Annotated in this window: 16 protein-coding genes and 2 tRNA genes; 6 read left to right on the forward strand and 12 right to left on the reverse strand. The window is 31.6% G+C overall.

Annotation, left to right across the window (positions count from 1 at the left end; genetic code table 11):
• Positions 1 to 36 precede the first annotated feature (36 nt).
• Positions 37 to 1,053 (forward strand): hypothetical protein, encoded by a 1,017-nt coding sequence (locus tag IR010_RS17780; RefSeq protein WP_194570702.1) that lies wholly within the window; start codon positions 37 to 39, stop codon positions 1,051 to 1,053.
• On the opposite strand, the gene IR010_RS17785 is transcribed toward IR010_RS17780, so the two are convergent.
• From IR010_RS17785 to era, 3 genes are all read right to left on the reverse strand, one after another.
• Positions 1,054 to 3,804, reverse strand: a complete 2,751-nt coding sequence (locus IR010_RS17785; RefSeq protein WP_194605686.1) for an outer membrane beta-barrel protein — start codon at positions 3,802 to 3,804, stop codon at positions 1,054 to 1,056.
• Between the two features lie 122 nt (positions 3,805 to 3,926).
• Positions 3,927 to 5,237, reverse strand: coding sequence for a ribosome biogenesis GTPase Der (gene der / locus IR010_RS17790; protein ID WP_029273386.1), 1,311 nt, complete (start codon positions 5,235 to 5,237; stop codon positions 3,927 to 3,929).
• A gap of 357 nt (positions 5,238 to 5,594) precedes the next feature.
• Positions 5,595 to 6,476, reverse strand: coding sequence for a GTPase Era (gene era, locus IR010_RS17795; RefSeq protein WP_029273385.1), 882 nt, complete (start codon positions 6,474 to 6,476; stop codon positions 5,595 to 5,597).
• 116 nt (positions 6,477 to 6,592) lie between these two features.
• Between era and IR010_RS17800 the strand changes: the two genes are divergently transcribed.
• Positions 6,593 to 6,665 (forward strand) — tRNA-Met (locus IR010_RS17800).
• A gap of 198 nt (positions 6,666 to 6,863) precedes the next feature.
• Here the strand turns inward: IR010_RS17800 and IR010_RS17805 are convergent.
• The 7 genes from IR010_RS17805 to IR010_RS17835 all read right to left on the reverse strand — a co-directional run bounded on the left by IR010_RS17805 (position 6,864) and on the right by IR010_RS17835 (position 13,667).
• Positions 6,864 to 7,244 carry a hypothetical protein gene (locus tag IR010_RS17805; protein WP_194605688.1) on the reverse strand — a complete coding sequence of 127 codons (381 nt, stop codon included), beginning with the start codon at positions 7,242 to 7,244 and terminating at the stop codon, positions 6,864 to 6,866.
• A gap of 339 nt (positions 7,245 to 7,583) precedes the next feature.
• On the reverse strand, positions 7,584 to 7,979 hold the full coding sequence (locus IR010_RS17810) for a hypothetical protein (RefSeq protein ID WP_157495124.1): 396 nt from the start codon (positions 7,977 to 7,979) through the stop codon (positions 7,584 to 7,586).
• 18 nt (positions 7,980 to 7,997) lie between these two features.
• The gene (locus tag IR010_RS17815) at positions 7,998 to 9,449 is read right to left on the reverse strand and encodes a hypothetical protein (RefSeq protein ID WP_194605690.1); all 1,452 of its coding nucleotides are present in this window, start codon (positions 9,447 to 9,449) and stop codon (positions 7,998 to 8,000) included.
• Positions 9,450 to 9,908: 459 nt separating this feature from the next.
• Positions 9,909 to 10,886 carry a hypothetical protein gene (locus tag IR010_RS17820; protein WP_194605691.1) on the reverse strand — a complete coding sequence of 326 codons (978 nt, stop codon included), beginning with the start codon at positions 10,884 to 10,886 and terminating at the stop codon, positions 9,909 to 9,911.
• A gap of 136 nt (positions 10,887 to 11,022) precedes the next feature.
• Entirely contained in the window at positions 11,023 to 11,820 is a 798-nt protein-coding gene (locus tag IR010_RS17825) for a DUF5694 domain-containing protein (protein WP_194605692.1), read from the reverse strand.
• 81 nt (positions 11,821 to 11,901) lie between these two features.
• A complete protein-coding gene (locus IR010_RS17830) occupies positions 11,902 to 12,714 on the reverse strand; it encodes a hypothetical protein (RefSeq protein WP_194570709.1) in 813 nt (270 codons plus the stop codon).
• 5 nt (positions 12,715 to 12,719) lie between these two features.
• Entirely contained in the window at positions 12,720 to 13,667 is a 948-nt protein-coding gene (locus IR010_RS17835; RefSeq protein WP_194570710.1) for a BatD family protein, read from the reverse strand.
• A gap of 322 nt (positions 13,668 to 13,989) precedes the next feature.
• Between IR010_RS17835 and IR010_RS17840 the strand changes: the two genes are divergently transcribed.
• Complete coding sequence (locus tag IR010_RS17840; RefSeq protein WP_194570711.1) at positions 13,990 to 15,087, forward strand: exopolyphosphatase; 1,098 nt, start codon at positions 13,990 to 13,992, stop codon at positions 15,085 to 15,087.
• 52 nt (positions 15,088 to 15,139) lie between these two features.
• Here IR010_RS17840 and IR010_RS17845 read toward each other — a convergent pair whose 3' ends face one another.
• Entirely contained in the window at positions 15,140 to 15,631 is a 492-nt protein-coding gene (locus IR010_RS17845) for a GNAT family N-acetyltransferase (RefSeq protein WP_194570712.1), read from the reverse strand.
• 179 nt (positions 15,632 to 15,810) lie between these two features.
• On the opposite strand from IR010_RS17845, the gene IR010_RS17850 reads away from it, so the two are divergent.
• From IR010_RS17850 to IR010_RS17860, 3 genes are all read left to right on the forward strand, one after another.
• Positions 15,811 to 16,359: a DUF4494 domain-containing protein gene (locus IR010_RS17850; protein WP_029273375.1), complete on the forward strand. Its 549-nt coding sequence runs from the start codon at positions 15,811 to 15,813 to the stop codon at positions 16,357 to 16,359.
• A 166-nt stretch (positions 16,360 to 16,525) separates the two neighbouring features.
• Complete coding sequence (locus tag IR010_RS17855) at positions 16,526 to 18,052, forward strand: glycosyltransferase family 39 protein (RefSeq protein WP_194605694.1); 1,527 nt, start codon at positions 16,526 to 16,528, stop codon at positions 18,050 to 18,052.
• A 143-nt stretch (positions 18,053 to 18,195) separates the two neighbouring features.
• A tRNA-Met gene (locus tag IR010_RS17860) sits at positions 18,196 to 18,268 on the forward strand.
• Between the two features lie 183 nt (positions 18,269 to 18,451).
• Here the strand turns inward: IR010_RS17860 and IR010_RS17865 are convergent.
• The gene (locus IR010_RS17865) at positions 18,452 to 20,464 is read right to left on the reverse strand and encodes a M13 family metallopeptidase (protein ID WP_194605696.1); all 2,013 of its coding nucleotides are present in this window, start codon (positions 20,462 to 20,464) and stop codon (positions 18,452 to 18,454) included.
• Positions 20,465 to 20,912: the final 448 nt, after the last annotated feature.

The following is a 20,912-nucleotide window of genomic DNA, read 5'->3' on the forward strand; positions in this document are numbered from 1 at the left end:
CTTAAATTCGCTTGGCTTAAATATAAACTCTTAGTAATGAAAATAATAAAAAACATCTTATTTATAATTCTTTTTCAATTTGCATTTGTACAAGCTTCGCACGCACAATTTGGAGGCTTAACAGATAAAGTACTGGAAGCAGGAGCTTCTTTGGCAAGCAAAAAATTAGGTGTAGATAAAATTTTAAAACAGCCTGCCGCTATAACTACTTCCTTTGAAGATGTAAATCAAGAAGGTTCAAAAATGCCTGATTTTTCAATAGCAGACAAAGCACAGCCTTTATACTTATTGCCAAAAGCACCAGATGGCGGTTTTGTCCTTTGTGCAGGTTTATATGAAATGACAAACAAAAGCTACTGCCTGCATGCAGGAACATTTGCTCCTTCTCAAGGAGATGGCTATATGTTTGCTCCTGTTCTGGGACCAAAAGAAGAAATTGTTACCGCGATTTTAAAAAGTGCCGAAAAACACCCTGAAATCAATCAGCATGATATTCAAGTTTTACTTTGGACCATCATTGCAAGAACTAAATTTGCAGATTATAACGGTACCGTTAAATTAACCGCCATTGCATTATTGACTCCATTACAGCTTACAAAGCTTGAAGGTGGTGTATTAGGTGTTTTGCCTGGCAACTTAATGGATAAAGCTATGGATAAGCTTCCGGATAATTTAAAAGCAATTTTTGAGGCCGAAAACAAAATTCGACAAATGGTTTCCTCAGGAAATTATACTTATGATGAAATGGAAAAATATGCTATTCTTGCCGGTATTGCACCTGCCAGAACTGACATTCCCAGCGGTATATGGACTTTGCATCCTGATGGTTATTATGTACGTTATTTCCCTTCAGGTTATTCTAAAACGCGAGTACAAGTATATGTTCCTAAAGAATTAATACTTTCCTTAAATGGAACAAAAATTATTTACGACGCAACTAATGATATTGCTTGTCCGGCTAATGTTGGTTCACAAAGATTAGCACAAACCAACGAGCCTCTAGATCCAGATTATAAAATTAAACTGAAAACACTTTGCGCGGGAATCAAGTAATTATTCTTCTCTCTGTCTTCTTTTTAAACCTTTTTCTGCAGCAAAATTTCCAATTTTATAAGCTAGGGAAAACATAACATACCGTTTTAAAACTGTATTTTCTTCATCTCGAATTGAGGTTGCAGAAATAGTTCTTGTTGCGCTCAGGTTTTGATTTAAGACATCATACACTTTTATTTTTGCATACAGTTTTTTATCTAAAAATCCGTAAGACAAACTAGTATTCCATAAATAGAAATCTTTTTTGAAATCGCTCGAAATATTAGAGTTATATGTGTATCCAAAATCATTTCCGAAAATTAAATTTGCCGGCCAATAACTTGTTGTCTGTAAATTGATTCTGTGTACTACATTTGAAGTTGCATCGCGTGTGTAATTCTCATATTTTGTTTCATTATAAGACAAGCTGTAAGATGGAGAAACAGTCAATAATTCTCCGTATTCATAAGTTAAATATACTTTTGGTGTAATTGCCGTTGCTTTTGCATTGTACAAAACAGCATTTGTAAATCCTTTATCAAAAGAATAACTTGCATTTATTCCTAAACCATATCGCAAGACATGAGCATCTTTTTTTATAGATTGGTTCCAATTCCCTCCAATTGAGGCAAGATAAGTTCCAGAAATGTTGGCGTAAGTTGTAGTTCTTTTTCCGCTTTCATCATAAATTGAAGTCGAAACCACATCGTTGTTATAATAATCTCCTTTAATAAAAACGCTGTAACCAGAACGCGTACGGAAATCAAAGTTTTTAAAATCTATACCTGCACTATTTTTCTCGATCGGATCTAAATTTGGATTTCCAATTACGGTATTCAATGGGTTCATTAAATTTAAAACTGGCAACAATTGAGTTGAAGTCGGAAGCGAATTAGAATAATCATATCTAAAGGTCAAATTTTTAGAACGGCTGAACTTGTATCTCATTTGCGCATTCGCGAAAGGCAAAGCATACTTTTTATTCAAATCTGTTGCATTTCCTAAATACAAAGAGTGATTATCGTAATCGACAATAGACGTTTTTGTATTTAAGTTAAAGGTGTATTTGTTTTTTTGAAGCGTAATACCCACTTTCGGGCTAACAGAATTTTGTCTCGAAGATATATAGTTTGTCAGCGACAAATTCAGATCAGAATAAGATTGCGAAGCGGCATCAAAATCAAAAGTTTTTTGATCGTTTACAGTATTTGCCCAATCAAAATCAGAACCAAATCTTACGCGCAATGAATCTGTAATTGGTTCAGTATATTCAACATCTAGTGAATAACTATCAGCGCTTGTATCATTTTTGCTGTTCTGATTTCTCTCGTCATTTGGTTTGTTGTCCTGATAAAAAATAGTTTCAGAAAGATTTAGTGCATTCGAATCGCTTCTTGTATTATTGTTGCTGAAAACCAAACTTAAGTTGCGAGACTGTTTTTCAAAAGCTTTATTAAAATTAATACTGTTTGTAAAATTAAAACTGTTGCCTTCATTTTTTGATTGTGAAGTGCTCTCGTTCAGCTCCTGCCCGCTTTCATCTTCTGAAAAAGTATTCGATTTAGAATCGCTGTTTGTTTTTGTTTGATTAAATTTTGGCGTAACCACAAGTGTTGTACTCGGATTAATTTTATATTCTAATTCTAGATTTACTTTATTTCCAGTATTTTCATTTCTTGTTTTAGCATCTGATGAAGTCAAAATATTTCCAGTTGGCAAAAAATTAATCTGATCTGATTTGCTTTCGTTATTATTAATCGTATTCGAAAAATTATAACTGCTCATTACGGCAAAATCTTTAGTCCAATCATCAGAATAATTTATTCCGGCCAAATTAGACTGCGTAATTCCTTTTCCTCCGCCAGAACTCTGATTGTTGGATTTGCTGTTTCGGCCTCCGCTCATATTATCAAAAACATCATCCATTGAAAAACCTGTAGAATTGATATTATTGGATGAAGCAAGTACGCTTATTTTTTGCTGGTTTTTGAAAAAATTCAGAATTACACTGCTTTCGTATCGATCATCAGAACCATAACCGCCGAGCATTTTTCCAAAAAAACCTTTATTTTTCTTTTCATCAATAGTTAAGTTGATAGTCGAATTATCCGAAGTCGATTCTTGTTTGGCAAGTTCTTCTTTCTTTGTTTTATAATCAGAAACCTGCACTTTTTTGATGATTTCAGCAGGCAAATTCTTTAGAAGCAAAGCTCCATCTTTATCAAAAAACGTTTTCCCGTTTACTAAAAACTGAGTTACTTCTCGTCCGTTAACGGTAACTTTTCCATCATTATCGACATCAACGCCGGGAAGCTGTTTTAATAAAGCTTCAACATTGGCATCTGGTCGCACTTTATACGCAGAGGCATTAAATTCTAAAGTATCTTTTTTAACGGTAATTGGAGGAGCTTCAGTTTTTATTATTACATTTTCTAAAGCATTTACATTTTCAAGCAAATATAATTTTCCAAAATCCTTGCTTTCTAAAATTGATTTTTGTTCTTCAACCAATGTCTGATAGCCCATATAATTGACCTTCAAGAAAACAGGTTTGTCTATTTTTTTAGTATTGATTCTAAAAACACCATTTTTATCTGTTGTCGCGTATTCCAGAACTGTAGAGTCTTTTACAGTTGTAAAATAAACGGTAGCCATTTCTAAAGGCAATTGCGAATTAATATCGACAATAGTTCCTTTTATCGTAATATCATTTTGAGCATTTGCAGTAGAACAAACTAGGAAAAACAGAAAATAAGAAAATACTTTGGTCATAAAACGGATGGTTAGATCAATAAGACTAACTAAAAGTCCAAAGGTTTAACTGTGCGTTTAACATTTATTTAGATTTTGTTTCTATAGCAAAAAAAATCCCCGACACAGCGGGGATTTTAATTTTATTTCTCTCTAATATAAATATCGATTGGTACTCCGGAAAAGTCCCAATTTTCTCTAATTTTATTCTCAAGGTATCTCTTATATGGTTCTTTAACATATTGTGGCATATTGGCAAAAAACACAAATTGAGGTGTTAAAGTTGGCAACTGCATACAATATTTAATTTTTACATATTTACCTTTTGTCGCTGGCGGCGGATATGCTTCAATCACTTTCAACATATATTCGTTGAATTTTGAAGTTGCAATTCGTTGTTTTCTGTTTTCAAAAACCTGAACTGTAGCTTCTAATGCCTTCAATAAACGTTGTTTCGTTAAAGCCGAAACGAACAGAATTGGCACATCTGTAAAAGGCATTAATTCTTTTTTGATTTTCTCTTCGTAATCACGAGTTGACATGGTATCTTTTTCAATCAAATCCCATTTGTTTACCAAGATTACAACTCCTTTACGGTTTTTCTCTGCCAGCCAAAAAATACTTTGATCCTGACCTTCAAATCCGCGGGTTGCATCGATAACCAAAATACAAATATCTGCATGCTCAATCGCACGAACAGAACGCATTACAGAGTAAAACTCTAAATCTTCCTTTACTTTAGCTTTACGACGAATTCCCGCAGTATCAACTAAGTTAAATTCAAAACCAAAACGGTCAAACTTTGTATCGATTGCATCACGAGTTGTTCCTGCAATATCCGTTACCATGAAACGTTCTTTACCAATCAAGGCATTAATAAAACTTGATTTTCCTGCATTAGGACGTCCTACAACTGCAAAACGAGGCAACACAACTTCTTCTTGAACTGGTTCTGGTTTTACTGGAAAAGATTCAATTAAAGCATCCAATAAGTCTCCCGTTCCACTTCCTGAAATACTGGCGAATGTGAAATAATCTCCTAATCCAAGGTTATAAAATTCCAGCGCATCTTTCTCACGCATGGCATTATCTACTTTATTTACAGCCAATAAAACTGGCTTAGTAACCTTACGCAACAAACGGGCAACAACGTCATCCATTGGTGTAATGCCTTCTTCTACATCAACTACAAAAATAATAACATCAGCTTCATCGATAGCAAGCTCAACTTGTTTGCGAATTTCACCTTCAAATACGTCATCAGATCCGCGAACGTATCCGCCGGTATCAATTACAGAAAACTCTTTTCCGTTCCACTCGCTTTTACCGTAGTTTCTATCTCTGGTAACTCCAGAAACCGAATCTACAATAGCTTCTCTTCTTTGTATCAGCCTATTAAAAAGGGTTGATTTCCCTACATTAGGTCTTCCTACTATCGCAACAATGTTATTCATTTTTTTGAATTTTAGTCCCGAAGCCTCGGGATTAGATTTTAGATTTCAAATTTTTAGTTCCTTAAAAACCTAATCACTTGTAATCCAAAATGCTTTATTTTAATTTTTTGCAAAGGTAGTTAAAAAAGTGACTATCCCGAAGCCTCGGGACTAAGTTTCTAAGTACCTAAGTTTTTTATTATTTTTCCTATTATTATTAGAAGCTGTTTCCCGCTGTTCCTTCCAATCTTTTATGCCGAACCCCGGCACAAAAGGATTTTCCCTCCCATCGGGGCTAGGGGTTCAAGGTATCAAGATCTTTTTCGTTCCAATTTCGTATTTCAAACGTGAAACCTGAAACTTGAAACAAACAAAACTCTATTGATTATACCCAAATCGTTTTAACATATTCGCGTTGCTTCTCCAGTTTTTATTCACTTTTACAACTAGTTCAATGTGAATTTGTTTTCCGAAGAATTTCTCTAAATCGGCACGAGCTTCAGTACCTACTTTTTTCAAAGCGGCACCTTTATGTCCAATGATAATTCCTTTTTGCGTTTCGCGTTCTACCATAATGATCGAACGGATTCTGATAATATTTTCGTCTTCAAAAAACTCTTCCGTAACGATTTCAACTGCGTATGGAATTTCTTTGCTGTAATTCAACAAGATTTTCTCGCGGATTGTTTCGTTTACGAAAAAACGCTCTGGTTTATCTGTTAATTGATCTTTAGGATAATACGCTGGAGATTCTGGCAATAATTCGATAATTCTTCCAAAAACTTCTGGTACATTAAAATTCTGTAAAGCAGAGATTGGAAAAATTTCAGCATTTGGCACCTTTGCAGTCCAAAATGCTACTTGTTGCTCTAATTGTTCCTGATTTGAATTGTCTATTTTATTCAACAATAGCAAAACCGGAATTTTAGCGTGAATGATTTTATTAAAGAAAGCTTCGTCTTTTAAGTCCTGCTCTCCTATTTCGACCATGTAAATTAGAATATCAGCATCTTCAAAAGCTGATTTTACAAAGTTCATCATCGATTCCTGCATTTCATAAGCGGGTTTGATGATTCCGGGAGTATCCGATAATATAAGTTGAAAATCTTCGCCATTAACGATTCCAAGAATACGGTGGCGTGTTGTTTGTGCTTTTGATGTAATGATCGATAATCTTTCTCCAACAAAGGCGTTCATCAATGTTGATTTTCCAACGTTTGGATTCCCGATGATGTTTACAAAACCTGCTTTATGTGACATTTGTGTACTATTTATTTTGCAAAGGTAGTCATATCAACTCAATACAGAAAATAAAACATTTTTTAAAGTTTTCGTTGGATTTCTAGAAAATCGGCGTATCTTTGCACCCGAAACATCGCGGGATAGAGCAGTAGGCAGCTCGTCGGGCTCATAACCCGAAGGTCACAGGTTCGAGTCCTGTTCCCGCTACTAAGACAAAGCTTCAGAGAAATCTGGAGCTTTTTTTATATTAAATTTTACTTTTTATTTGATTTAGATTGTGGTGCGAAGTCAGAGATATTCGCACAGCGTTATAATATTTAAAAACTTTGAAGAGCGGAGTACAAAATAGAGACTATCTCAAAAGGCAACCTTTTTGTTTTGTATTACACATAATAGTTTGTTGTATTAATCTGCAATTGCAAGTACTGGCTCTATGTTAATAAATTCTTTTTTGCCATTTTTCTCCTTAACCAAATAAGTAATTTTGTCACTAAAATAAATTATGAGTTCATAAGTATTTAATTTTTGTGCTTTCGATTTATTATAGAATTTAGGCTGTCTTATCATTTCCTTTAAACAAAGAATTTTTTTAGGTTTCAAGTCATTTAGAAGTTGAGTTCCGCGAAAATAAAATATTTCGTTGTGATTAGTGTCTTTCAAATAAAACGTTAAATCAGATTCTGTAATATAAGATTTATCAAATTTAAAAAAAAGCGTATCATTAGCTTTTTCTTGTCCTTGTGCATTAATTGCAAATAATAAAGTTATCATTAGGTATAAATGCATCTTAATAATTTTTGGTTTTAAAGTTATTATGGGCAAGGAACAGTTTTTTAAAACTGCACTACACCAAATACAAAAACAATTTTTCTTCCTATACTTCGAAAAAGCCAATTGTCCAAATACAATGTAGTAGTTGTTGGGCATAGTAATTTCTACACTATGTTATTCTAACTCTTTTTTTTTATTATATGAATTCCACCAATACTATAAACAATGTCAATAGGAATTGCTTTGTCTTTTAGATAAAGATTTCCATTTTTAAAAGGTGTAATTTTTTCTTCAATTAAGAAGAAGCAATCTTGTCTGTTTATCAAAATTCTATAATTGCATTTTTTAACTGTTTTAATCGTAGCTTACTAATATTGGTTTTACTTTAATGTATTCAGTTTTTTTATCTTTTTTTCTAACCAAATAAACAACTGTGCTTCTAAAAAAAATAACTAATTCATAATTTTTTAACTTTTGCGTTTTGGTCTTATCATAAAATTGTGGTTGATGTATAAACTCATTAAAACAGATCAACTTTCCAGGTTTTAGATTATTTAAAATTTCAGTTCCTTGAAAATACAAGTCCTCATCGGTATTTGCATCTTTAAGTGAAAACTTCAAAGGAATAGACTGAGATTCAAAAATTAACGAGTTATCCAATTTTAAAAATAATGTGTCTTTTTCTTTTTCCTGAGCTATCGTTAAACCAAAGCAAAAGAAGGAAGACATTAGTAACAAGTATTTTTTCATAATTAAAATATTTAATAATTAATTGGGACAAGTATATGTTTTAGTTAATTGAGTAACACCACTTGCTAATGATTCAATAGAAGCTTTTTTATCGGCTGGCAAATCCGTCCACGCTTTAACGTTTCCATTTCTTAAACCTCCCCACGCCATCGCTTCATAAAAATCATCACTTGGTGCAGTACCGTAATTAGCAACATATTTATTATAATCATCTGTAAGCACATTTTTATGAAATTCTTTTAAAGCATCTCGCATACTATTGACATACAAAACAGCCATTGAACTGTGATAGTTCTTCTCATACAAGTCAAATACTTTCTTAAAGTCTTGAACATCAATCGCCGTTTTATCTTTAGTATACAATTTTCTATACATATCTGCGTGAATATATTCGTGCAAAATAATACGTGCTGCCTCTAAACTTGCCACCGCATCAATTCTAGTCGAACTAATCTCTATATCCATATTTTTTGTATTATCAGAATCATCATATTTCGTAGTTCCGTTAATTTCTATAGTTTTTGCTGCATCAGAATAGACTTTGTCTACAGAGGATATTTTTATACTAAATTCAGAAGACCCTTCAAATTTTTCTAACATTTTTTTTACAAAAGAATTCCCGCTATTATTTAATAAGGTATTTAAGCATCTTGCTTTACCAGTTAGATTATTATAAATTCTCAAATTTTCAAACTCCGAAGTTCCAGCTCCACCAGCTCCATGGTCATTAATAATTGCCGATGTATATGCGTGTCCTACTTCACTTGGCAATGCATCACAAGGATATGTCATCAATACCTGTACCGTAGTAGTTGTAGAATACATATAATCATATGAAATAACCGTGCCATCAAATGAGGTTTGATTATAATAATCTACAGTAAATTGCATAGGGAGATAATATGGTGTATTGCAAGGCGGAATTCGGTTAGTTAAATTCGAATTATCGGAAAACAAATTTATTGCTGTTGTCAAAATATTTAAATCCTCTTTTTCTGAAATATTTTTCGCTATGCCTTTAGACACTCCAATTGAACCTAAATTTTCCCCATCAAAGGAATACACATTTAATGCTCCTGAAAAATCCTTCAACTTGGTAATAGTCATTGGATAAACAGTACTTTTTTTATGTGCATAAATTTCTAACAAATATGAATAAGGTTTATTTGCATATTCAATTGTAATCACTTGATATTTTAATTGATTTTGCAACAAATCAGACTGAAGAAAATTTGCGTTTTTTTCTCTAGCTGCATTTTCGACAATTTTAAAATTATCTTTTTCAAATTCATTGACATTTTCAAAATCTACTGTAATATTTTCTGCTATATTTGAATTTGAAAATTTGCTTAACTTCAAATTATTGTTGACAGTACTTATATTTTCTTGATTGTTTATTGATTCTTCATTACAGGCAAACAAAAAAAGAGTAAATAAGAAACAGATTGAATAATTTATACATTTATGCATATTATATTAATTTTTTAATAATTCAAATATAAAATTTTATTCTTACTTTAATATATTTATAAGAAAATTATTAAAAAACAGGCCTTAAAAACACGACATAAAGTTAGCCTATCGGGGTTTGTTGCTGTGGAGTACCAATGAAACCAACTGTACGACCGCTTTACTCAGAAGCCAGTCCATTGTTAATTCTTAATCGTTCAACACTACATAGGGGAATATTTTTGCGTAATTGAGGCATCTCTCAATCCTCCCCACGCTAATTCGATATAGATTTGATCAGGTTTTTTACTCCATTTACTAAAAGAAACTCTGTCCGAAATTCCTGTAAAACTATACCTACAGATTCTGCATAAGTTTTGTCCATTTCCTCGTGCTTTCCTCCAAATACTTCGGTAAAGCATAACCCAAATCTATTGTAGTGGTTGTTAGGCGCAATATTTTTTAATTCAATACAATTTACTACTTCCAATCGGTTTGTAATGCTATATTTTTCATCTTATCATATGTTGCATTTAGTCCATAAGTTCCTTGATAACCATAATCTTTTATTTTTTTAACAGTTCCATTTTTAAATTTAATTTCAAGCCAAACTGTAGAAAAATCATAGCCATCTATTGCAAACTCGTTTGGTAAATCTGAAACATTAATATATTCAAGTAATTTACTAATATCATTAAATATAGTCTTATCAATTTTTTTTCTTGATTCACCTTTATAAAAATTACCTTTTAAATGAGACACATTCAAAACATTTAAACAAGTGTAATGAGCATTTTGATTTTTATCAATCTCAATTTCAAAATTGTTTTCTGAAATAAATTTTATATGCTGTATATCATAATTTACAGCCTTCTTACTCTTTTCTATGAAGTAATTAAATTTATAGGTTAGAGTATCTGCAAAATGAATCATTTTTAGTTTGTAAACAGTCTCTAGATCTGTTTTGTAATTATTAACAAGTAATCCACTTTTATTATCTACAATAATAGGCTTTACAATTTTACAGGCAATATCTATGTTTTCTGATAAATTAAACAACTTATATTTATCTGATTCCACATATACTATAGCGTATTGACGATAGCTTCCATACCAATAGCCTGTAAAAAGCAGATCGGTTTTATTATCATTATTAAGGTCAATTTTTTCCCAATTTTGAATATTCCAAATTTTATACAAATTACAATTATTTAATTCTTTTACAATTAAATCTGTTGGCTTGATCTGTAATTCTCCAAAATTCTCTTGTGCAAAATCAGGATTTATGAATTTCGCAAATTTAACAACATCTTCAGTTATTTTTAAAGCATCTATTTTATTTATGCTTATGTAAATTAATTCCTTTTTTGATGTTATACCGAAAGTTTTTTTATTACTTGAAACACAACTACAAAAACAAAAAATTATAAACAAATAGATAAAAATACTTTTTTTCATCACTTAAATTATTAAGAATCGATTTCTACATTTCGAAAGAATTAAAATAAGTATCGAAACTAGATAAAAACAATCTTATCTTTTTTTACTTAAATTTCATTTAACCTAGATTTGTGACAGAATTTATTAGCGACTGTTATTTAAGAACACTATTTAATTCAACGACTTCAAAGTCATCATTATTTTGCACCAGATGTTTTAATATTGGAATATGTCCTTGTCCAAAAATTAAAATAACATATTTGTCTGAAGATTTAACTTGAGTTATGATATTTGAATAAATAGCAAGATTTCTTAAATACCAATCTGATACCGATTCTGCTCCTGCAAAATTTTTACCGGCTCCAATCTTTGTTATAAATTTTAGATAAATTGATAAATTTTTTTTTAATTCTTCAGGTTGATTAAGGTATTTTAAAACTTCGGTTATTGTGCCTTTTTTCAATTTATTATTATAATCATTTAGCATAGCATTTGCCACTGTTCCTAAATCTTTTAGCAAATAAAGCTGATTATTTTCTTTTGCAGTAACACCCACTAAGCTATCATGCATTGCATAAAATTTGTCTATACAGTTTACTTGATTTAATTTTAATTTTTTAGCAAGCCTAAAACCAATTTGTTCTCTTTCTGAAACTGTAAGTTTATAATGATCTGTTACATATAAATTATACAAACTGTCGCTGGAACGTTGATTTTCTAATGGTCTTTCAATCATTACTTTATTCGCTTTTGTTTGAGACAGAATATTCGTTAAATCTTCTAATTCTTTTTGTCTCTTTGCACTCAAAAAATCGTCCGTTTTTAGTTCAAATTGATCTGTATGCGGGGTTTCAAAATGAATAGTTCCTATTAATAAAATTTTTGTTTTTTGAGCCTGTCCGAATGCTGTAAGTCCAAAAGTTAAAGCAAAAATTAATGTTGTTATTTTCATATATTATTATTCTGTTTGGTTGTTACTTTTTTAGTTTTGAAGTATTAACAACTGCTAAACGTTCCGGCGCTATAACCATCTTTAATCTTTTATACTGAAAAAAATATTTTCAAAGTCTGTTTTAATTTTTACTTTTTTGTCTTCCGGCGTCCATGAAATAAATTGATAAAAAGCCTTATCTGTTTCTGCGATACCAATGAAATAATACATTTTCTTCTTTTTTGCTTTATCGAAAAATGTCATCTCGCTTTCGATAAAATTTATTTCGCCCTTCTTTAAAAACTGTTGTTTTGAAACTTTTCTTTGTTGTTGCTCAATCATGAAATCTTTTATGAATAGTTCATAATATTCATTAGCAGAGAAGGATTTTCGTATGTTCTTATTTTTTTTATTTTCAAAAAACACATAGCCGTGAACATCATCTTTTTCACTTTTAAATTCTATTCCTGAAGAACTATTCATTTCAGCTGTTTTGCTCAAATAAGCAGGTAAACTCACATTAAAGGAATGTCCTGTTTTGTATGCAATTAATTTTAAGTCTTCACTCGTAAATTCTTTATTAGTAATTTCAACAAATAAATCGTTCGACTTGATATTTTCGTCTTTGCAATGCATAGTCAAAGTTGGGACTTTTATTCGTCCTATTGTAAAAGCTTTTAAAACAAAAGAAACTTCGGAGAAATTTGGAGTTGTGCTTATATTAGGGCCGCTTACTATTGTAAAATTCTTATTTTCTATTGCAGCTGAATCAACCTGTTTTTCTATACGATACGTTATGTCTATCGTTTCATCAACCTTATAATTTAATTTTTTAATATCAATAGTTATTTGCTGTGCCATTAAAGGATGAAACATGATAAAAAAAAGCAACGTCACTACTATTTTGTATTTCATTTTGTCTAGTCTTTTAAACTGTATAATATTTTTTGAAAGTCTGCTTTAAACTCGCTTTTGTTTTTATTGAATGTATATAAAACAACGGTATAAAAAGCTGTTTTTGTCTCTACTGACCCGATAAAATAATACAAATCTTTATTTGTTTCTGCATCAAAATAAGTCACATCATTTTCTATAAAACTGATTTCTTTACCTTTATTAGATAATGGTGTGGAGACTGTTTTTTTTGCTAAATCTTTTGAGAAATTTTTAATTATATTTCCATGATATGCATCTAGTGTAGTGTATTTTCCTCCTGATAGTAGAATATCTTCTTTAGTTTCAACTAATGTATAGCCGTAAATATTATTTTCCCTATTTACATATTCGATTGCTGCATCACTATTAATTCCCTCCGCCTGTTTAATATATGCTGGCAGACTAATCTCAAAAGCTTGCCCCACATGATATTCTTTATACGGAGAATTTGCAGATTTAATTTTATCAGATATCTGCTGTTCTGTCAACAATACGCCAACTACGTTAATATACAGTTTTTCAGATTTTATATCCTTGCCTTCAAAATGCATTGTCAATTGAGGCAAATCTAATTTTCCCGTCTTGCGTGCTTCTATAACATATGTATACACAGTGCTGGAAACAGACTTTCCGTTAACATACGTTAGAGAAATGTTTTTACTTGGTCCTTCCACCACCTTGAATTGACTTTGATCAAGTTCTTCATTTGGGTCAACTTCTTTTGCAATTTGATACTGTACAACTATTTTATCTGTTATATTATATTCTAATTTTTCAACACTAGTTTTTATCCCTTGCCCTATTAAATTTATGGATTGCAGCAACAACAAAACCAGTGGTATTACCTTATGATACTTCACATTAATTAAAGGGGCTTCTAAAATAAAAATGCTTTTAATTGTAAAATTTCTAATTATAAGTCTTTTGTTCATTCTTTTGAAGATTGCCGAAGGATTAGTCAAGTTTTAATGCATTTCAAATATATTCTTTTTTCGTACAAACTACATCAGATACTTTTTGTTTGGCGCATATTTTTCGATTATTACTCTTTTTCAATATGAAAACTATCTTAATAATTTAATAACATGTTTTCGCTGCAACTGCATTTATGTTAGTAAATCTTTTTATAAATTTGCGATCTTGTATTGAAACCCTTTATTTTTAATTCAAAATTATGACTTTCACATAAATACCATAAAAATTAATGTAAAGTCTTACTCAAAACAAATTATATTATAATCATAATTAAATCCAATGCTTAAAAAAAACAAATCCCAAATTTTATTTTTTATCGTTTTATCTTTATTCTTTTCCGTTACTTCATTTTCTCAAAAAAATCTTTATGCCGGAATTGAAATCAGCCGCAGAACTATAAAAGTTTCAGTTCTTGAGGTAAACAACATTAAGAAAGCAGAATATAAGATTGTCTATTTCTTGAACGAAGAAGGTCTTAGTTTTGCAAAACATATTGCGGCTGACGGCCTGCTTACTCAGGAAGATATCAACAGTGCTGGAGTTATCGTTTTTAATGAATTGACGAAAATTAGAACGCAATTTAAAGTTCCTGAAGAAAATATATTTATAGTAGCTGCATCCGTTTTTGGATCTGCCACCAACTTTGATGCTTTAAAAAGCAAAATTACAACCTTGACCAATAAGGATCTTGATGTTATCAATGTTGCTGAAGAAGCGAAAGTACTAGTAAAAGGTTCTATACCGCCTGTCGATTATGCTGATGCCCTACTGCTAGATATTGGTGCTCAAAATACTAAAGGTGGTTATATTGATGAACTTAAAGATAACAAATTAGAGTTTATACCTTTGGAACTTGATTTTGGTACAATGACACTTACAGATGCTGTAAAAAAGACAGTTGCAAATCAAAACCAAGCGAATGACATATCTGTATATCAGGAAAAATCTTTTGATTTTAACCCCGTGTTGCGCAAGAAGATAAAAGAAATGTTCGATACCAATCCTGCTATTGGAAAAAAAGAAAAAATCTATTTATCTGGCGGAGCCGTATGGGCGTTTGCAACACTATCTTATGATGATAATCCTAAAGAGCATTTTGTCCCTTTAAATATGCAAGATGTTATAGACTATGATGCTATCTTAAAGAATAATTTTACCAAGTTTACTAACCTTGCCAAAACCAATAAAGAAGCTGCTAGAGTTCTAAGTATTTATGACCAGAAATATCTTATTTCAGCAAATAATATATTATTGGCTTGCCTGGAAAGTATTCCAGATTTAGAAAATAAGAAAATATATTTTGTAAAAGAAGGTCCAAAAGCTTGGCTTATCTCATACATTGCAGATCGTTCTAAAAAAGTAAATACAAATTTTTAAAGATATACTTTACCAATAACACAAAAGCTTCAGAGAAATCTGGAGCTTTTTTTTAATCAAAATTCTTTGGGCTAATTTCACAGCGCATTGTTGTCAATATTTGTTTGAAACCTGCTTTTTCGTAAGCCCTAACTGCAGGATCATTGTCATGATATACTTCAAGTCTGACTTCAGTTATTCCTTGAGATAAAACCCATTTTTTAAGTTCGTTAAGCAATACGTTATTGAGTCCATGTCCTCTGAATTCCGGCAGAACAAACATGAAACCAAGATATCCAAATAATTCATGTTTTTCATACGCTTTTGCTGATCGTATTTGAGCGTATCCGCACCCAATGATCTGATTATCATAATCCATAACCAAAACTTCAGTCGCTTTATCTAATATAAGGTCTTTTATATCGTAATAGAAAATTTCTCCGTCTTTTAATGTTGGATCAAACGGGCGCTCGGCTTCAACAAGAAATTGAAGAAATTTTGCAAGATCGGGCAAATCAGCATTTGTGGCAGGCCTTACTGAAAGGTTTTTGAGATTTATATCCATACTCAAATATACAAAAAATGCTTTTTATGTAAAAAAGATTGCTGTATAAGTCCGATTATTTTTTATCTGATATTCAAATCTTTACAAAAAGAAACTCAAAATTGTGAATATCTATTTCGAGAATTCAGCTGTTATTTTCCTGTAAAATCTATCTTTGGCATCCTTAAAAATTAATAGAGATGAGCGCAACTTGGTACGAATGCAAAGTAAAATATAGAAAAACAGATGAAACAGGCGGGCAAAAAGTATTGACAGAACCTTATTTGGTTGATGCTTTGTCTTATACGGAAGCTGAAAAAAGAATTAATGAAGAAATGGCAGCTTATATTAGTGAAGAATTTAAAATCACAAATATTAAAGTGGCGAATTATGCTGAAATTCATCCTTTTGAAAATGCAGATCGCTGGTTTAAATCGAAAGTTTCTTTGATTGCTTATGATGAAGAAAGCGGGAAAGAAAGAAAAACCAGTATGTATATGCTTGTTCAGGCAAATGACGTTCGTGAAGCTTTTGATAATACCATTCATGTAATGAAAAACACAATGGGTGAATATTCGATTCCGGCGATTTCAGAATCACCAATTATGGATGTTTTCCCTTATTTCAGCGGTGAAGAAGGCGAAACAGAAATGCTTGAAAGATTCAATGCCTTGAAAGCCTCTAAACCTGCACAAGCAGAAGTAGAAACTATCGATCACATGGAATTTGAAACAGCTTTGGAGGAATAATTTTTTTTAAAAAAAATTTTCAAAAAAGAAATTTAATATTTATAAAAATAGCTTCAGAGAAATCTGAGGCTATTTTTATATCATTTCATAACGCTTTGATTTGAATCAAAATCCAAAATAAATTATATATTAGCTTCATCATTAATAAACTGTAAACCAAATATTCATGACCAAGAAAACTATAATTTTAATTGGGTTTATAATTTTAAAATTTGTACTGCAATATGTTTTACTAAGTCCTGAATATGATTTACAGCGTGACGAATATCTGCATCTTGATCAGGCACATCATTTGGCTTGGGGCTATTTATCAGTTCCGCCTGTTACATCTTGGTTTTCTTATTTAATCTTTTTGCTTGGTAATTCGGTTTTTTGGGTAAAATTCTTCCCTGCCCTTTTTGGTGCGTTAACGCTTTTAGTTGTTTGGAAAACGACAGAATTGCTTAAAGGAAATTTATACGCTCTAGTTTTGGGTGCAACTTGTATTTTGCTTTCTTCTCTATTGCGAATAAACATGCTTTATCAGCCAAACTCTCTCGATGTTTTATGCTGGACAGCATTTTATTACGTTGTCATACAATATATCACAACTGAAAAATCGAAATGGTTTTATATAGGAGCAATTGTTTTTGCTTTCGGCTTCTTAAATAAATACAATATTTTGTTTTTGCTGATTGGCTTCTTCCCTGCTCTTTTATTGTCTAAACAAAGAACAATATTAGCAAACAAAAAATTTTATTTTGCGTCGATTTTAGGAATACTATTAATTCTGCCGAATCTTTTATGGCAATACAACAATCATTTCCCCATAGTGCACCATATGAAGGAATTAGCCGAAACGCAATTGGTAAATGTTGATCGTATGGGATTTTTAAAAGAACAAATATTATTTTTTATCGGTTCTATTTTTGTAATTCTTTCAGCTTTTTATGCTTTATTATTTTATAAGCCTTTCGAGAAATATAAATTCTTTTTTGGCTCGATAATTTTCACCTTAATTGTTTTTATTTATTTCAAGGCAAAAGCATATTATGCAATTGGTTTGTATCCAATTTATATTGCTTTTGGAGCTGTTTTTCTTTCTGATGTTTTGAATTCTGGTTGGAAAAAATATTTAAGGCCGGTTTTCATTCTGATTCCTATATTGCTTTTTATTCCGATTTACAATTTGGCTTTCCCCAATAAAAGTCCGGAATATATCGTAAAGCATCCTGAGAAATACCAGAAATTAGGAATGCTTCGCTGGGAAGATGGAAAAGATCATGCACTGCCTCAAGATTTTGCTGATATGTTAGGCTGGAAAGAACTCGCACGAAAAACCGATTCTGTTTATTCTACATTGGAAAATCCTGAAAAAACTCTCATACTTTGTGACAATTATGGACAAGCAGGAGCCATTAATTATTATACTAAAAAAGGAATAAAAGCGGTTTCTTTTAATGCCGATTATGTCAATTGGTTTAATCTAAATATTTTATACAAAAATCTGATCAGAGTTAAGGAATTCGATGAAAACAATGATGAAATAAAAGAAACTAGTCCGTACTTTAAGACTGCTAAAATTTCTGGCGAGATCACTGATAAATTTGCCCGTGAATATAAAACAACCATTTTTGTTTTCACGGATGCCAAAATAAACATCAATAAAAGAATCGAACAGGAAATAAAAGAAGAGAAGAACTACGACAAATAAAATATCTGAAATCAGGAATTCGCAAAAGACAATATAAAGTACTACATTTTAATAAGTTATCAGCAAAAATAAGATGCAATAAAAATAATTCAGTAATTTCTTTGCATAACCGTATTAACTGTGTATCTTTGCACCCGAAACATCGCGGGATAGAGCAGTAGGCAGCTCGTCGGGCTCATAACCCGAAGGTCACAGGTTCGAGTCCTGTTCCCGCTACTAAGTAAAAGCTTCAGAGAAATCTGAGGCTTTTTTTGTTTTTAAGCTAAAATATAAAATTTAGGGACTTTTCTAAAATTTACAATTTCTAGGAAACTAAAAAACTGTGCAAATACAAGTCTTGAAAGTTTTCGAGACTTGTATTTGCACAGTTTTTCAAGACCACTTGGAGAGCCAAGGGCACTACCAAATTGTTATTCTGTCTTTCTTCGGCAAAAACATTTTATCTCCAGGTTGTACATTAAAGGCGTTGTAAAAAGGTGTCGTATTCATTAGAGGACCATTAACACGCCAATTTGGTGGAGAATGCGGATTATTGTTAATCCACAATCGCAGGAACTCGTCTTTCATTTTTACTCTCCATATTTTGGCTATAGAAATAAAGAAGCGTTGATCTGCAGTAAAACCGTCGATTTTTGTATTGCCTTTTCCTTGTTCGGTCATTTTAAAAGCATCATAGGCAACTGCTATTCCAGCAATATCTGCAGTATTTTCGCCAACTGTCATTGCGCCATTAATATGCAGATCGCCTAAAACGGTATAGGTACTGTACAAATTGATCACCTGCTGTATTCTTGATTTAAACTGTGCATAATCCTCTTTTTTCCACCAGTTTTTTAAGTTTCCATCTTTGTCGTATTGCGCACCCTGATCATCAAAAGTATGGGTTATTTCATGGCCTATAACCATTCCAATACCTCCATAGTTTAGAGCATCATCTGCATTATTGTCAAAATATGGGGGCTGTAAAATACCTGCAGGAAAAACAATTTCATTTGCAGTAGGGTTATTATATGCAGTAACTGTCGGAGGCGTAGTATACCATTCTGATTTATCGACCGGTTTGCCCAATTTTGCTAATTGAAATTGATAAGCAGCTGTCGCGGCCGAAACCATATTCTCAAAATAGGTATTTCTTTCTATATGTACCTTGCTGTAGTCTTTCCATTTATCTGGATATCCTATTTTCTTTGTCATGGCAAACAGTTTTTCCTTGGCTTTTTGTTTCGTACCGGGACTCATCCATGCTAAATTATCAATTCTTTTAGCATATGCTTTTTGGAGGTTATTCACGAGGATTAACATGCGTTTTTTGGCATCTTCTGAAAAATATTTCTTTACATATAATTCACCCAATGCTTCGCCTAAATAATTATCAAGGACATTAGCCATTTTTTCGCCACGTGTTTTTTGAACTGCTTGACCAGAAAGCACTTTGGTATACTCAAATGAGGCATCTACAAAAGGTTTACTTAAATCATCTGCATATCTTTCTAAAGAATTTGCTTTCAGGTAAATTTTCCAATTAGCAATGGGAATGTTTTTTAAGAGCTTATTAAGGGCATCATAATAGGCAGGCTGGCCTACATTAATAGAATCGGTTTGAGCACCTAAATCATTTAAAAAAGTACTCCAGTTAATATTGGAATGTCTTTTTACAAGATCCCTCACAGCCATTTTATTATAATTTGCCTGTACATCCCGAAGTTCTACTTTTGTTTTATGCGAAACGGCTAGCTGTTTGTCAATATCATAAACCAGATCAGCATTCTTTTTAGCGTCTTGAGCATTGCTGCCCGTTTGTTGAAATAATGCAGCAAGGTATTTTTTATACGCTGCTTGTATGGCAACAGTTGATGAATCTGATTTGAAATAATAGTCCCTGTCAGGCAAACCAATACCCGTTTGATAAATTTGGGCAATGTTTATACTGCTGTTTTTTTCATCGGGTGAAACTGCAAAACCTATAATAGAAGGATTGCCCACTTTTACCTCATTAACTACAAATTTCATTAAAGATGGTAAATCACTAATTGCTTCAATATTGGCAAGTAAGGGTTTGATAGGCGTATAACCGCGTTTGTCAATTGTTACCGTATCCATACCAGATGCATAAAAGTCTCCTACCTTTTGTGCTATACTTCCTGCTGGATTCTTGCTTTGCGAAATACTATCTAATATTCCTTGCAGACGTATGCGTTGCGGATAATTCATAAACATATATGCACCAACTCCGGCTTGAGATGCAGGTATTGCTACAGAATCATACCATTTGCCATTTACATATTTAAAAAAATCATTACCAGGCCGCAATGTGGAATCTATTCCAGTGATAGTAATATTTTTTTTCTCTTGATGTTTTGAGCATGCTGTAAAAGCTAAGAATGCAAGGAAGAGCATTAATGTTTTTTTCATAATCTGGATGATTTCTATTAAAATGTACTAAAAAACGTTTAAAGACAGATGTTTTTAAAATGTATATAATTGGCATTGTTAATTTTAGCAGAACAATATACAAATTCGGTTTTTAATTATAAAGTTTTTGTTAGAATCTAGCGTAACTATTAAACCTTCCCCAAGTAAAAAATCTTTCACACTGCTTTATACTTATAGCTCTATTGTTTCTCTACTCTTATTGCATATTCAAAAAAACAAGCCTTATTTCAAAATTTTAAGAAATTACTTACCTATTCATTATTCAAATTTGATTTTATTAATATTAAAAAAATATTTTTTTTTCAATATTTAATTCAACAACAAATCACTGATTTGCAAACACATAAGTGTTTTTTATTTAAAAAAAAATTACTAAAAAAGCTACAATGAGGAAAGCCGTAAGTAAATAAAAAAAATATAATATAGT

It is taken from the genome of Flavobacterium sp. MR2016-29 (assembly GCF_015350695.1).
GTDB lineage: Bacteria > Bacteroidota > Bacteroidia > Flavobacteriales > Flavobacteriaceae > Flavobacterium.

Excerpts from the sequence above, each read along its gene's own strand:
- IR010_RS17780 (WP_194570702.1), top strand. The coding sequence starts at position 37 with ATGAAAATAATAAAAAACATCTTATTTATAATTCTTTTTCAATTTGCA.
- IR010_RS17785 (WP_194605686.1), bottom strand. The coding sequence starts at position 3,804 with ATGACCAAAGTATTTTCTTATTTTCTGTTTTTCCTAGTTTGTTCTACT.
- der (WP_029273386.1), bottom strand. The coding sequence starts at position 5,237 with ATGAATAACATTGTTGCGATAGTAGGAAGACCTAATGTAGGGAAATCA.
- era (WP_029273385.1), bottom strand. The coding sequence starts at position 6,476 with ATGTCACATAAAGCAGGTTTTGTAAACATCATCGGGAATCCAAACGTT.
- IR010_RS17805 (WP_194605688.1), bottom strand. The coding sequence starts at position 7,244 with ATGCATTTATACCTAATGATAACTTTATTATTTGCAATTAATGCACAA.
- IR010_RS17810 (WP_157495124.1), bottom strand. The coding sequence starts at position 7,979 with ATGAAAAAATACTTGTTACTAATGTCTTCCTTCTTTTGCTTTGGTTTA.
- IR010_RS17815 (WP_194605690.1), bottom strand. The coding sequence starts at position 9,449 with ATGCATAAATGTATAAATTATTCAATCTGTTTCTTATTTACTCTTTTT.
- IR010_RS17820 (WP_194605691.1), bottom strand. The coding sequence starts at position 10,886 with ATGAAAAAAAGTATTTTTATCTATTTGTTTATAATTTTTTGTTTTTGT.
- IR010_RS17825 (WP_194605692.1), bottom strand. The coding sequence starts at position 11,820 with ATGAAAATAACAACATTAATTTTTGCTTTAACTTTTGGACTTACAGCA.
- IR010_RS17830 (WP_194570709.1), bottom strand. The coding sequence starts at position 12,714 with ATGAAATACAAAATAGTAGTGACGTTGCTTTTTTTTATCATGTTTCAT.
- IR010_RS17835 (WP_194570710.1), bottom strand. The coding sequence starts at position 13,667 with ATGAACAAAAGACTTATAATTAGAAATTTTACAATTAAAAGCATTTTT.
- IR010_RS17840 (WP_194570711.1), top strand. The coding sequence starts at position 13,990 with ATGCTTAAAAAAAACAAATCCCAAATTTTATTTTTTATCGTTTTATCT.
- IR010_RS17845 (WP_194570712.1), bottom strand. The coding sequence starts at position 15,631 with ATGGATATAAATCTCAAAAACCTTTCAGTAAGGCCTGCCACAAATGCT.
- IR010_RS17850 (WP_029273375.1), top strand. The coding sequence starts at position 15,811 with ATGAGCGCAACTTGGTACGAATGCAAAGTAAAATATAGAAAAACAGAT.
- IR010_RS17855 (WP_194605694.1), top strand. The coding sequence starts at position 16,526 with ATGACCAAGAAAACTATAATTTTAATTGGGTTTATAATTTTAAAATTT.
- IR010_RS17865 (WP_194605696.1), bottom strand. The coding sequence starts at position 20,464 with ATGAAAAAAACATTAATGCTCTTCCTTGCATTCTTAGCTTTTACAGCA.